This is a genomic window from Kaistia geumhonensis (assembly GCF_030815145.1).
Classification (GTDB): Bacteria; Pseudomonadota; Alphaproteobacteria; order Rhizobiales; family Kaistiaceae; genus Kaistia; species Kaistia geumhonensis.
Map to the genome: position 1 here is coordinate 872,514 of NZ_JAUSWJ010000001.1, position 12,222 is coordinate 884,735.

The 12,222-nt window shown below is 68.0% G+C and carries 13 protein-coding genes; 8 read left to right on the forward strand and 5 right to left on the reverse strand.

The window, feature by feature from the left end; translation table 11 throughout:
- Positions 1-25: 25 nt before the first annotated feature.
- Together QO015_RS04035 and QO015_RS04040 are read right to left on the reverse strand one after the other, a co-directional pair.
- Complete coding sequence (locus QO015_RS04035; protein ID WP_266281289.1) at positions 26-709, reverse strand: P-loop NTPase family protein; 684 nt, start codon at positions 707-709, stop codon at positions 26-28.
- Complete coding sequence (locus QO015_RS04040; RefSeq protein ID WP_266281288.1) at positions 702-1,763, reverse strand: AI-2E family transporter; 1,062 nt, start codon at positions 1,761-1,763, stop codon at positions 702-704. Before QO015_RS04040 ends, QO015_RS04035 begins: the two co-directional genes overlap by 8 nt.
- A 189-nt stretch (positions 1,764-1,952) precedes the next feature.
- Here QO015_RS04040 and purM point away from each other — a divergent pair, with 189 nt between their 5' ends.
- Positions 1,953-3,023 carry a phosphoribosylformylglycinamidine cyclo-ligase gene (gene purM, locus QO015_RS04045; RefSeq protein WP_266282471.1) on the forward strand — a complete coding sequence of 357 codons (1,071 nt, stop codon included), beginning with the start codon at positions 1,953-1,955 and terminating at the stop codon, positions 3,021-3,023.
- A 5-nt stretch (positions 3,024-3,028) separates the two neighbouring features.
- A complete protein-coding gene (purN, locus tag QO015_RS04050) occupies positions 3,029-3,685 on the forward strand; it encodes a phosphoribosylglycinamide formyltransferase (RefSeq protein WP_266282470.1) in 657 nt (218 codons plus the stop codon).
- A gap of 56 nt (positions 3,686-3,741) precedes the next feature.
- On the opposite strand, the gene QO015_RS04055 is transcribed toward purN, so the two are convergent.
- Positions 3,742-4,485, reverse strand: coding sequence for an SDR family oxidoreductase (locus QO015_RS04055; RefSeq protein ID WP_266281287.1), 744 nt, complete (start codon positions 4,483-4,485; stop codon positions 3,742-3,744).
- Positions 4,482-6,572 carry a molybdopterin-containing oxidoreductase family protein gene (locus QO015_RS04060; protein ID WP_266281285.1) on the reverse strand — a complete coding sequence of 697 codons (2,091 nt, stop codon included), beginning with the start codon at positions 6,570-6,572 and terminating at the stop codon, positions 4,482-4,484. The genes QO015_RS04055 and QO015_RS04060 overlap by 4 nt, the downstream gene beginning before the upstream one ends.
- Positions 6,573-6,688: 116 nt before the next feature.
- On the opposite strand from QO015_RS04060, the gene QO015_RS04065 reads away from it, so the two are divergent.
- A complete protein-coding gene (locus QO015_RS04065) occupies positions 6,689-7,555 on the forward strand; it encodes a 23S rRNA (adenine(2030)-N(6))-methyltransferase RlmJ (protein WP_266281283.1) in 867 nt (288 codons plus the stop codon).
- 18 nt (positions 7,556-7,573) lie between these two features.
- Here QO015_RS04065 and QO015_RS04070 read toward each other — a convergent pair whose 3' ends face one another.
- Positions 7,574-8,548, reverse strand: coding sequence for a glutathione S-transferase family protein (locus tag QO015_RS04070; protein WP_266281281.1), 975 nt, complete (start codon positions 8,546-8,548; stop codon positions 7,574-7,576).
- A gap of 168 nt (positions 8,549-8,716) precedes the next feature.
- Between QO015_RS04070 and QO015_RS04075 the strand changes: the two genes are divergently transcribed.
- The 5 genes from QO015_RS04075 (at position 8,717) to QO015_RS04095 (ending at position 12,217) form a co-directional block, all read left to right on the forward strand.
- Positions 8,717-9,172, forward strand: coding sequence for a hypothetical protein (locus tag QO015_RS04075; RefSeq protein ID WP_266281280.1), 456 nt, complete (start codon positions 8,717-8,719; stop codon positions 9,170-9,172).
- A 33-nt stretch (positions 9,173-9,205) separates the two neighbouring features.
- Entirely contained in the window at positions 9,206-9,847 is a 642-nt protein-coding gene (locus QO015_RS04080) for a ribonuclease T2 family protein (protein WP_266281279.1), read from the forward strand.
- Between the two features lie 20 nt (positions 9,848-9,867).
- On the forward strand, positions 9,868-10,464 hold the full coding sequence (locus tag QO015_RS04085; RefSeq protein WP_266281278.1) for a glutathione S-transferase: 597 nt from the start codon (positions 9,868-9,870) through the stop codon (positions 10,462-10,464).
- Between the two features lie 55 nt (positions 10,465-10,519).
- On the forward strand, positions 10,520-11,365 hold the full coding sequence (locus QO015_RS04090; protein WP_266281277.1) for an inositol monophosphatase family protein: 846 nt from the start codon (positions 10,520-10,522) through the stop codon (positions 11,363-11,365).
- Between the two features lie 87 nt (positions 11,366-11,452).
- Positions 11,453-12,217, forward strand: coding sequence for an SDR family oxidoreductase (locus tag QO015_RS04095; protein ID WP_266281276.1), 765 nt, complete (start codon positions 11,453-11,455; stop codon positions 12,215-12,217).
- The last annotated feature ends 5 nt before the right edge of the window (positions 12,218-12,222 follow it).

The following is a 12,222-nucleotide window of genomic DNA, read 5'->3' on the forward strand; positions in this document are numbered from 1 at the left end:
CAAGGCGTCCGCGGGCGCGCGCTGGTCAGGCCGGATCGGCGCCAAGCCGCTGGAGCACGCGGGCCGCGAGCTGGCGCGTCACAGGCCGCCCCTCTGCGAGAGCCTCGGCATCGAGCGCGGCGACGATCCGGCTCCCCGCCTCGAAGGACCGCTCCATCCGGCGGGACAGATAGCTCACGAGGCTCGGATCCACCGCGATCTGGCGGTCGGCGAAGAGCTTCAGCATCACCCGCTCGAGCAGTTCGTCGTCCGGTGCGTGAAGCGTCACCGGAACGGCGGCCCTGAGCCGCGAGGCAAGATCCGGCAGATCGAAGCCGATGTCGGCCGGCGCGGTGCGGCTGGTGAGGACGGCGAAGGCGGACCGCTCGCGCACGAGGTTGAGAAGGTGGAACAGCGCGCGCTGGTCGACCTCTGGCGCATCGATCGCCTCGACCAGCACCGCGCCGCCGGCGAGCAGCGCCCCGAGATCGACAGTGGCGAGCGCGGTTGCCGCAACGGCGGATGCGCCGCTCTCCTCGCGCCAGATGGCGCCGAGATGGCTCTTCCCCGCTCCCGCGGGGCCGATGAGGATCGCCACGCGGTTCGGCCAGTCGGGGTAGCTGTCGACGAGGGCGAGGCCCGCGGCATTGGCGGCGCCGGGAAGGAAATCGGCACGTCCGAGCTGGGGAGGATGGGGCAGCGCCAGGGCGAGCTGCCGCGCCTCAGTCATCGTCCGCGACCCCGGCATCGCCGCGATAGATCGGGCTCGTCAGATAGCGCGCGATGACGAAGCGAACGAGCACACCGATCGCGGCCGACGCCGGAACGGCGATGAGGAGCCCGACGAAGCCGAACAGGACGCCGAAGGCGAAGAGGGCGAACATCAGCCAGACGGGGTGGAGGCCGACGCTGGCGCCCACCAGCCGCGGCTGCAGGATGTTGCCCTCGAAGAACTGCCCCGTCAGGAACACGGCGACCACGGCGCCGATCCAGTACCAGTCGGGCCAGAACTGGACGATGGCGACGCCGACCGAGACGACGAAGCCTATCGTGGTGCCGACATAGGGGATGAAGGACAGGATGCCTGCGCCGAGCCCGATCAGCAGGCCGAAATTGAGCCCGAGCAGCGCGAGGCCGAGGCCGTAGAACGTGCCGAGGATGATGCAGACGAGCCCCTGCCCGCGCACGAATCCCGCGATGGCGGCATCCGAGTCGCGCGCCAGCATGCGCACCGTCTCGACATGGTCGCGCGGCACCCAGCTGTCGATGCGGGCGACCATCTTGTCCCAGTCGACCAGCATGTAGAACGCGACCACCGGCGTGACGACCAGCAGCGACACGATGTCGACCAGCGCGGAACCGCCGCTCCAGAGCGATTTCAGCAGCGTCGAGAGCCAGGACGCCGCCTGGCTCATCAATTGGCCCATCGAGTTCTGCAATTGCGCGGCATCGACACGGAAGAGATCGCCGATGCGCGAGCTGAGCAGCGCATTGGCGAGACCCTGCAGCTGCTGGGCATAGGTCGGGATGCGCTCGATGAGGCCGGCGAGCTGGTTCAGAAGCACCGGGATGAGCACGACGAAGGAGAGAACCAGCACGAGCACGAAGATCACGAGGATGATCAGCGAGGCCGCCATGCGGCTGAAACCGCGCCGCTCGAACCAGTCCGCAACCGGATCGAGCGCATAGGCCACGGCCATGCCGGCAATGAACGGCAGCAGGACCGTGCGGAAGACGACGAGGAACAGAATGAAGGCGGCGAGCGCGCCGACCCAGAAAAACACTTGCCGCTGCAGGCTCAAGGCGCCGGTCCCCCGTCTGCCCGATGGGCGTCGCGACCAGATAGGACGAGCGCGGAACGGCGGTCAAGCGCATGCCGGCACGCGGCAAAGACGGCTCCGCGCCGATTCCCCGTTGACGGACGGTCGGCGCTATGGTCCTCCCTGCCGCATCGCAACCGGAAGCCGCCGATGATCGACCAGAGCCCTCGCGCCAACGCTCTCAGCTATGCCGACGCCGGCGTGGACATCGATGCCGGAAACCTTCTCGTCCAATTGATCAAGCCGCTCGTCAAGGCGACGCGACGGCCGGGCGCAGATGCCGAGATCGGCGGATTCGGCGGCGTGTTCGATCCGAAGTCGGCGGGCTATACCGACCCGCTGCTGGTCGCGGCGAATGACGGCGTCGGCACGAAGCTGCGCGTCGCCATCGACACCGGTCATCACGACACCGTCGGCATCGATCTCGTCGCCATGTGCGTCAACGATCTCGTCGTGCAGGGCGCGGAGCCGCTCTTCTTTCTCGACTATTTCGCCACCGGCAAGCTCGACCCGCACGAGGCGGCGGCCGTTGTCGGCGGCATCGCGGAAGGATGCCGCATCGCCGGCTGCGCGCTGATCGGCGGCGAGACGGCCGAGATGCCGGGCATGTATGGCGCGGGCGACTATGATCTCGCCGGCTTCGCGGTCGGCGCGGTCGAGCGCGACCGGCTCCTGCCGCTCGGGGACGTCGCCGAGGGCGACGTCGTTCTCGGCCTCGCCTCGTCGGGGGTGCATTCCAACGGCTTCTCGCTGGTGCGCAAGATCGTGTCGCTGTCTGGCGCCTATTTCGAGGACCCGGCACCGTTCGATCCCTCGCAGAGCCTCGGCCGCGCACTTCTGGTGCCGACGCGCATCTATGTGAAGTCGCTGCTCGCCACGTTCCGCGCCACCCGCGCCGTCAAGGCGCTTGCCCATATCACCGGCGGCGGCTTCGTCGACAACATCCCCCGCGTGCTGCCCGAGGGCCTCGCAGCCGCGATCGACCTTTCGGCCGTGGTGCCGCCGCCCGTGTTCGGATGGCTGGCCCGCAACGGCGGCGTCTCCACGCACGAGATGCTGCGCACCTTCAACTGCGGCGTCGGCATGATCGCCGTCGTGGCGGCGGAGGATGCCGACAGCGTCACGGAGCTCCTGGTCGGTGCGGGCGAGCGCGTCATGCGCCTCGGCACCATCGTTCCCTCGACCGGCGAAGGCGTGGTGTTCTCGGGAAGCCTCGCGCTGTGAGCGCCATGCGCAAGCGCGTCGCGGTTCTCATCTCCGGCCGAGGCTCCAACATGGCCTCGCTGATCGAGGCGGCGGCCGACCCGGCCTATCCGGCCGAGATCGCGCTCGTGCTCGCCAACCGCCATGACGCGGCAGGGCTCCAGCGCGCGCATGCCGCCGGCATCGCGACCGACGTGATCGACCACAAGGCGTTTCCCGACCGGCCGAGCTTCGACGCGGCGCTCGATGCCAGGCTCAGGGCCGAGCGGATCGATCTCGTTTGCCTCGCGGGTTTCATGCGGTTGCTCACGCCCGGCTTCGTCGAGGGCTGGCGCGACCGGATGATCAACATCCATCCCTCGCTGCTGCCGCTCTTTCCGGGGCTTCACACCCATCGCCGCGCCATCGAGGCGGGGATGACGCTGGCCGGCTGCACGGTGCATTTCGTGCGCGCCGAGATGGATTCGGGCCCGATCATCGGCCAGGCTGTGGTGCCGATCGCGCCCGGCGACAGCGAGGACAGCCTCGCCGCCCGCGTTCTCTCCGCCGAGCACCGGCTCTATCCGCTGGCGCTCGCGCTCGTCGCCGACGGCCTCGCCCGCGTCGAGGGCGAGCGGCTGGTGCTCGATGCGCAACTGCCGATCAACCGGACCGGGATGCTGGTGGCGCCGGCGTTCGGGTAAAAAAGGCGGCGCGGTCGCCCGGCGTTCAGGCCTTTCGCGAGGCCATGCCCGCCGCGTCAGACCAGAAACTGTCCGCCGCTCGCGTCGATGAGCTCGCCGGTCACCCAGCGCGCGTCGTCGGAGACGAGGAAGGCGACGATGTCGGCCACGTCCTCGACCTCGCCCACCCGGCTGAACACCGATCGGGCCGATGCGACCTCCGCGCCGCCGGGATTGTTGACCCAGCCGCTCATGTCGGTGCGGATGATCCCCGGCAGAACGGCGTTGACCGTGATTCCGCGCGGGCCGAAGGCCTTGGCGTGGCTGCGCGTCATGGCGTCGAGCGCCGCCTTGGTCATGCCGTAGACGATCGCGTCGGGGAAAGGCAGCTTGGCGAGGCCCGAGGAGATGTTGACGATCCGGCCGCCATCCGAAAGCTGCGGCGCCAGCGCCTGCGTGACGAAGAAGGGCGTCTTCATGTTGAGCGCCACGAGGCTGTCGAACGCCGCCTCGCTCGCCTCGACGCCTTCCTTCACGCTGCGGCCGGCATTGTTGACGAGGATATCGAGCCGCTCGCCGTGCGGAATGCCGGAGACGAGCGCGGCAATGCCGGCCTCGTCGCCGAGAACGGCCTCGACGAGGAAGCTCGAGCCGCCGATCGCGTCGATGGCATCGGCGAGATCGCGCGCCGCGTCGGCGCTGTGGCCGTAGTGGATCCCGACCCGCGCACCGTCGCGCGCCAGGCGCAACGCGATCGCCCGGCCGATGCCGCGCCCGGCCCCGGTGACCAGCGCCGTCTTGCCGTCGAGCCGTCTCGTCATGCCGCTCTCCTCACCCAGACCTTGGTATCGTGCACCGCTGCGCCGCCGAAGGGCGCGACCGGATCGGCGCCGGTCAGCGTATTGATGCCGTTTCCGTCGGGGAAGGCCGTGTTGGGCCAGAGGCCTTCCGAGATCACGACGCCGCGCTTCAGCCCGTCGAAGAGCTTCAGATTGAGCGTCACCGCGCCGCGGCCATTGCCGACGACGACCCTCTCGCCCTCGGCGAAGCCGAGCGCGGCGGCGTCTTCGGGATGGATCATCAGCTCCGGCCGACCCTCCTTCGAGACCGAGCCCGGCGTCTCGTTGAAGCTCGAATTGAGGAAGGAGCGAGCCGGCGACGTCGCGAGCCGGAAGGGATGCTCGACATCGGCGGCCTCAATGGCCTGCCAATGGTCCGGAAACTCCGGCATCGTCGCATGCGGCCCGACGGCGCCGTAGTTCTCGTTGTCCACCGACGTCCAGTCGACACGGAAGTGATAGCGCCCGTCCGAATGGCCGAAGCCGTTCAGGAAATGCGCCTCCTCGAACGGCGTCTGGCAGTCGATCCAGCGCAGTGCCTCGAGACGCTCCAGCGTTCCCCAGCCTGAGGCGACGAGCATCTGGTCGATCAGCTCGCGTTCAGTCATCGCATAGGCGGGATGCTCGAGGCCGAGCCGGCGGGCGAGACCCGCGATGACCTGATGATTGGTGCGGCATTCGGAAGGCGGTTCGACCTGCTTGCCGCCGAACAGGAGATACTGGTGGCCGCCGCCCTTGTAGATGTCGTCATGCTCGAGGAACATCGTCGCTGGCAGGACAATGTCCGCCATGCGCGCCGTGTCGGTCATGATCTGCTCGTGGACCGCCACGAAGAGGTCGTCGCGCGCAAAGCCGCGCTTCACCAGCGTCTGATCCGGGCAGACCGACACCGGGTTGGTGTTCTGCACGATCATGGCCGTGACCGGCGGCCCGCCCTTCAGCGCGTCGGGATCCCCGGCGAGGATCGGGCCGGTGCGTGACTGGTCAAGCTGGCGGATCGCCGGATCGACGAGGTCGAGCCCCTCGATGGCCGTCTTGTCGAGATGGAAGATGCCGCTGTTGGAATGGAACGCGCCGCCGCCCTCATACTGCCAGGCGCCGGTGACCGCCGGGATCGACAGCACGGCATGCATGGCGACGGCGCCGTTGCGCTGGCGCGAGAAGCCATAGCCGATGCGGAAGAAGGTCCTCTTCGTCGTGCCCACGAGCTGGGCGAAGGTCTCGATCTCCTCGACCGAAAGGCCGGTGATCGCGGCGGCCCAGTCCGGCGTGCGCGATGCCAGATGCGCCTCCAGCGCCTCCGGCGCGTCGGTGTAGCGGGCAAGATAGGCGCGGTCGGCGAAACCGTCGCGGAAGAGCACATGCATCACCGCGCAGGCGAGCGCGCCGTCTGTGCCCGGCTTGAGGCAGAGCGCGAGATCGGCCTGCTTCATCGTCTCGTTCTGATAGATGTCGATGGCGACGATCTTCGCGCCGCGTTCCTTGCGGGCGCGGATGGCGTGGGTCATGACATTGACCTGCGTCGCCACCGCGTTGGTGCCCCAGAGCACGACGCAGTCGGACTTCGCCATCTCGCGCGGATCGGAACCGGCGATCGCGCCCGCGCCGGCGATATAGCCGGTCCAGGCCATGTTGGTGCAGATCGTGCCGTAGAAGCCGGAATAGCGCTTCTGGTGGCGGAGGCGGTTGATGCCGTCGCGCTGCACGAGGCCCATGGTGCCGGCATAGTAATAGGGCCAGACCGTCTCGCTGCCGAGCCGCGCCTCCGCCTTCACGAAGGCCTCGGCGATCTCGTCGAGCGCATCCTCCCAGCCGACGGCCTGCCAGTCGCCACTGCCTTTTTCGCCTTTCCGGCGAAGGGGTTGCGTCAATCGGTTCGGATTGTGAATCCGCTCGGCATAACGCGCGACCTTGGCGCAGATGACCCCGGCCGTGTAGTCGTTGTCCTTCGCCCCGCGCACGCGCCCGATCCGCCGCCCGTCGATGATCTCGACATCGAGCGCACAGGTCGACGGACAATCATGCGGACAGGCCGAATGGCCGATGCGGAGCGGCACGTGCTGGTTCATGGAGGTCCTTTTCCGGCTTCCCGCGTTTATGCCGCGCCGCCGAAGCCCTGTCGAGGGAAGCCCGAACGGGATCGGCGCTCTGGCGCCCGCCGGGCGGGGGCGGTAAGCAGGCACTCATGAACTATCGCCACGCCTATCACGCCGGAAACTTCGCCGATGTCGTCAAGCATGCGGTGCTTGCGCTGCTCATCGAGCGGCTGAAGGGGAAGGACAAGGGATTCCGCGTCATCGATACCCATGCGGGGATCGGGCTCTATGACCTTCAGGGGCCGCTGGCCGGCAAGACCGAGGAGTGGAAGCGCGGCATCGGCCGGCTGGTAAATGCCGATCTCTCGCCGGTGAAGATGCCGGCCAAGCTATCCGAGGTGCTGGCGCCCTATCTCGCGGCGCTGCGCGCTGCCAATCCCGAGGGGCGGCTTCGCTATTATCCCGGCTCGCCGGTGCTGGCGCGGCTGCTGCTGCGGCCGGTCGACCGGCTGACCGCGGTCGAGCTCCACCCCGACGATGCGCGGCAGCTGATGGCACGCTTCGCCGGCGACATCCAGGTCAAGGCGATCGAACTCGACGGATGGCTGGCGCTCGGCTCCTTCGTGCCGCCCAAGGAGCGGCGCGGACTGGTCCTCGTCGACCCGCCCTATGAGGAACAGAACGAGTTCCGCACCCTAGCCGAGGGCTTCATCAAGGCCTGGCAGCGCTGGCCGACTGGCGTCTACGCGCTCTGGTACCCGGTCAAGGACATCGGAGCGGTGAAGAACTTCCACAAGCGCCTCGCCGAGAGCGGCATCCCGCGGCTGCTCGCCGCCGAACTCTGGGTGCGCGAGCGCGCGACTCCCGACAGCTTCAACGGCACCGGCCTCGTCATCTGCAACCCGCCCTGGAAGCTCGACGCGGCGCTGGAAACGCTGCTCACCGGCCTCGTCCCGCTGCTCGGCGAGGACGAGGCGGCCGGCCGGCGCTCGTGGTGGATCCGCGGCGAGGAATAAGGCCTCCCGGAGCCGGCGCTAGAATCCCCGTGTTCCTGGGGCGTCGAAATCGAGCAGCGGGCCGAGCGGCACGATGCCGGTCGGATTGATCATCAGGTGGCTCTCGTAATAGTGGCCCTTGATATGGGCGAAATCGACCGTCTCGCGGATGCCCGGCACCTGGTAAAGCTCGCGCGTATAGGACCAGAGCGCGGGATAGTCCGAGAGGCGGCGGATGTTGCACTTGAAGTGCCCGACATAGACCGGATCGAAGCGCAGCAACGTCGTCCACAGCCGCCAGTCGGCTTCGGTCTGACGGTCGCCCGCGAGCCAGCGCTGGCGTGACAGGATGCCCTCCAGCCAGTCGAGGCTCTCGAAGAGCGGCACCACCGCCTCTTCATAGGCGGCCTGGGTGGTCGCGAAGCCTGCCCTGTAGACCCCGTTGTTGACGGTGTCGTAGATGCGCTTGTTGAGCGCGTCGATCTCGACGTGGAGATCTGCCGGATAGTAGTCGCCTTCTCTCGCCCCGACACCGTCGAAGGCGGTGTTCAGCATGCGGATGATCTCGGCGGATTCGTTCGAGACGATGGTCCTCCGCTCCCGATCCCAAAGCACCGGCACGGTGACACGGCCGGAATAGGTCGGGTCCGCGAGCGTATAGACCTGATGCAGGAATTCCTTGCCGTTGACGAGATCCCCGGTGACGCCGGGGCCTGGCTCGAAGGTCCAGCCGTTCTCCAGCATGCGCCAGTGAACGACCGAATAGTCGATGATGCCCTCGAGACCCTTCAGGGCCCGGAAGATCATCGTGCGATGCGCCCAGGGACAGGCGCGCGCGATATAGAGGTGGTATCGCCCCGGCTCGGCCTTGAAGCCGCCCTCGCCGGTCGGGCCGGCGCTGCCATCCGCCGTCACCCAGTTGCGGAACCCCGCGGTGGAGCGGACGAAGCGGCCGCCGCTCTTGGACGTGTCATACCATTGGTCGCGCCACACGCCGTCGATCAGAAGTCCCATCCGCCTGCTCCTTGGTTCCTGTCCCGATCATGTGCCGCCGTGGCGGAAATGTCGCCAGTCCCGATCGAGGCGACAGCACGTTCACCGATCGGTCGCGAGCGCCTTGACCCATGCCGCGCCCCGACGCATCGTCGGACCGGTCTCAAGCCTCGCTCGGGAGTCGCCGCCATGCTGCGCGCCGTCATCGCCCTCGCCCTTCTCGCCGCCGTCGGCGCCCCGGCCGCCATCGCGGGATCCCGTTCGCTCGACGATCCGAGCGTCACCGTCGGCTCATGGAGCCGCGGCAAGGTTCCGCTCTGCGACGAGCCGTCGGTGATCCGCCAGATCTCCAGCCGCTACCACACGGCCAATGTGAAGACCTGGGGTAACGATCTCGCGATCGGTGCGGTTCATCGCATCGACCAGACGCGGTGGGAGCCGGCCAATCCGGGCCTGATCGATCGCCGGTTCTGCCACGCGCGGGTCGAGCTTTCAAACGGGCACCCGGACGACCTCTACTACCTCATCGAGGAACGGCAGGGCGTCGCTTCGATCGGCTGGGGCGTCGAGTTCTGCTTCCCCAACCAGGATCCGTGGCGCGTCTATGACGGGTACTGCCGCACGGTCCGCGCCGCGGCGGAGTAAGCGGCCCTCGTCGAGAAGCGCGGAGGCGCGCGCATGCGCTGCGGGCTCGGGGCCCTGACCATCCTGTTCGGGCTTCTCGCCGGGCTGGTGACAGCCGCGGCCGAGGATCGTCCGGGCGATTTCGATTTCTACGTCCTGTCACTGTCCTGGTCGCCGACCTATTGCCTCGGCGAGGGCCGGACCGACCGCATCCAGTGCGGCGGGCGGCCCTATGCCTTCGTCGTGCACGGTCTCTGGCCACAATATGAGCGGGGCTATCCGAGCGATTGCTCGGTCGACGAGACCCGCGTGCCGCGCCGCACCGTCGACGCGATGCTCGACCTCATGCCGAGCCCTTCGCTTATCCGTCACGAGTGGCGCAAGCACGGGACCTGTTCCGGCCTCGACCAGACCGATTACTTCTCGCTCGTCCGCGCCGCGCGCGCCGCAGTCAACATCCCCACGGCCTTCGTCGATCTCGACGACCCGCTGACCGTCTCGCCGCAGGCCATCGAAACGGCCTTTCTCAAGGCGAATCCCGGCCTGCCGCGCGACGGCTTCGCCGTCGTCTGCAACTCCCGCCGCCTCAGCGAGGTCCGCCTCTGCATGACGCGCGGTCTCGCCTTCCGCCCCTGCCCCGAGGTCGATCGCAATGCCTGCCGCCGGCCGAGCGTCGTGATGCCGCCGGTGCGCTGATTATCGATACGGATCGCCCGATGCTGACTCTCCGCTCCTCTCCCGCGTCGCCATTCGGCCGCAAGGTGAAGCTCGTCGCCTACCGTCTCGGGCTTATGGACCAGATCGAGATCGTCAATGCCGACACGACCGATCCTTCCGACACGCTGCGCGCGCAAAATCCGCTCGGCAAGATTCCCGCACTGATCCTGGAAGACGGTCAGGTGCTCTACGATTCGCGCGTGATCGTCGAATATCTCGACCATATCGCGGGCGGCGGCGTCATTCCGGCCGATCCGGCCCTGCGCTTCCCGGCACTGACGATGCAGGCGCTGGCCGACGGCGTCATGGATGCCGCGCTTCTACAGGTCTACGAGAAGCGCTGGCGGGACGAAGGTCTTCGCAGCGAACGCTGGGCCTCACATCAGGCCGACAAGGTCGCGCGTGGCCTCGCCGCCTTCGAGGCGAGCGATCTTTCCGGGCCTCTCCATATCGGCCATATCGCGCTCGGCTGTGCGCTCGGCTATCTCGATCTGCGCTTCGGCACGGAGTGGCGCGACACGAATCCGGCGCTCGCGACCTGGTTCGCGGAATTCTCGCATGAGCCCGGCTTCCTCGAAACGAAGCCCAAGGCCTGACGCCGACACGGCGGCGAGAGCCCCCCGCAGAACAGAAGACTGGAAGGATTTCCCGATGAGCTTTTCCGCGCGCGATGCGGCGACACTGGCGACTATCCTGGACGAAGCGGCGGCCGCCGAGATCCTGCCGCGCTTCCGCCGACTCGCCGACGGCGCCGTGCGCGAGAAAACCTCGGCCGAAGATCTCGTCACCGATGCCGATGTCGCGGCGGAGAAGGCGATCACGGCTGCGCTCGCGAAGGCCTTCCCCGGCGCGCTGGTGCTCGGCGAAGAGGCGGTCTCCGAGCATGGCGAGCAGCTTCTCGACGCGCTCGACGATGCCGACCTCGCTTTCGTCATCGATCCGGTCGACGGCACGCGCAACTTCGCTTCGGGGCTGACGCTGTTCGGCGTCATGGCCGGCGTCGTCGCGAAGGGCGAGGTGGTGGGGGGCGTCATTCTCGACCCGATCGGCGGCGACTGGTCGGTGGCGCTCAGTGGCGAAGGCGCATGGACCGAGACGCGCGACGGCAGCCGCGTCGATCTCAAGGTCGCGAAGCCGAAGCCGGTCGACGAGATGGTCGGCTTCTGCGCGTGGTGGCTGCTGGACGAACCGCTGCGTTCGCAGCTGGCGGCCAATTGCGCCAGCGTCGCTGCGGTCGCCAATTATCGCTGCGCGGCGCACGAATATCGGCTCATCGCCGGCGGCCACGCGCATTTCTCCTGCTTCAGCAAGCTGATGGTCTGGGACCACGCCGCCGGGTGGCTGCTGCATCGCGAGGCCGGCGGCTATTCGCGCCGATATGACGGCAGCGCGTATTCGCCGCTGCACCGCTCCGGCGGCCTGCTCTGCACGCCCGACGAGGAAAGCTGGAACGCGCTGCACGCGGCGCTGTTCAGGGGAACAGCCTACGCGCGCTGACCGCCGGTCCCTGCGTCGCGCGACAAGGGTTACCGAACGCATCCCGCCGCCCTATGTTCCGCTTCCGGCGACAGAGAGGTATCGGGCATGTCGAATGAGAGGCGCGTCGCGCTGGTGACCGGCGCGGCCCGGCGGATCGGGCGTGCCATCGCCGAGGATCTGGCGGCGGCCGGGTTCGGTGTCGCCATCCACTGCAATCGCTCGCGAGACGATGCGGATGCGCTGGCGAAGGCGATCCGCGGCAAGGGCGGGCGCGCCGCGGTGATCGTGGCCGATCTCTCCAATCTTTCCGGCGTGCCGGCCATCGTGACCGAGGCAGCGAAGGCGCTCGGTGCGCCGACGCTTCTCGTCAACAACGCTTCGATGTTCGAGGCCGACGGCATCGGCGCCTTCGACGCCGCTCTGTTCCAGCGCCAGCTCGCCGTCAATCTCACCGCGCCGGTGCTACTCGCCGATGCGTTCGCAGCGGCGCTGCCGGAAAACGAGCAGGGCCTCGTCGTCAACATCGTCGACCAGCGCGCGTGGAAGCCCACGCCTTTCTACATGTCCTACCAGCTTTCGAAGTCCGGCCTGCTGACCGCGACGCGCACGTTGGCGCAGGCGCTGGCGCCGCGCATTCGAGTCAATGCCATCGGACCAGGACCGACCATAGCCTCGGTGCGACAGGACGCCGAGGATTTCCGCCGCCAGGCCGAGGCGGTGCCGCTTCGCCATGGTCCCGAGCTGTCGGAATTCGGCCGGACCATCACCTATCTCTACGAGACGCGCTCGATCACCGGCCAGATGATCGCGCTCGATGGCGGCCAGCATCTTGCCTGGGAGACACCGGACGTCGTAGGGATCAAAGAGTGAACAAG

What these genes read in the sequence shown, in the direction of transcription:
- QO015_RS04085 (WP_266281278.1), top strand. Translation starts at nt 9,868, where the DNA reads ATGCTGACTCTCCGCTCCTCTCCCGCGTCGCCATTCGGCCGCAAGGTG.
- QO015_RS04035 (WP_266281289.1), bottom strand. Translation starts at nt 709, where the DNA reads ATGACTGAGGCGCGGCAGCTCGCCCTGGCGCTGCCCCATCCTCCCCAG.
- QO015_RS04080 (WP_266281279.1), top strand. Translation starts at nt 9,206, where the DNA reads ATGCGCTGCGGGCTCGGGGCCCTGACCATCCTGTTCGGGCTTCTCGCC.
- QO015_RS04055 (WP_266281287.1), bottom strand. Translation starts at nt 4,485, where the DNA reads ATGACGAGACGGCTCGACGGCAAGACGGCGCTGGTCACCGGGGCCGGG.
- QO015_RS04060 (WP_266281285.1), bottom strand. Translation starts at nt 6,572, where the DNA reads ATGAACCAGCACGTGCCGCTCCGCATCGGCCATTCGGCCTGTCCGCAT.
- purN (WP_266282470.1), top strand. Translation starts at nt 3,029, where the DNA reads ATGCGCAAGCGCGTCGCGGTTCTCATCTCCGGCCGAGGCTCCAACATG.
- QO015_RS04075 (WP_266281280.1), top strand. Translation starts at nt 8,717, where the DNA reads ATGCTGCGCGCCGTCATCGCCCTCGCCCTTCTCGCCGCCGTCGGCGCC.
- QO015_RS04065 (WP_266281283.1), top strand. Translation starts at nt 6,689, where the DNA reads ATGAACTATCGCCACGCCTATCACGCCGGAAACTTCGCCGATGTCGTC.
- QO015_RS04070 (WP_266281281.1), bottom strand. Translation starts at nt 8,548, where the DNA reads ATGGGACTTCTGATCGACGGCGTGTGGCGCGACCAATGGTATGACACG.
- QO015_RS04090 (WP_266281277.1), top strand. Translation starts at nt 10,520, where the DNA reads ATGAGCTTTTCCGCGCGCGATGCGGCGACACTGGCGACTATCCTGGAC.
- QO015_RS04095 (WP_266281276.1), top strand. Translation starts at nt 11,453, where the DNA reads ATGTCGAATGAGAGGCGCGTCGCGCTGGTGACCGGCGCGGCCCGGCGG.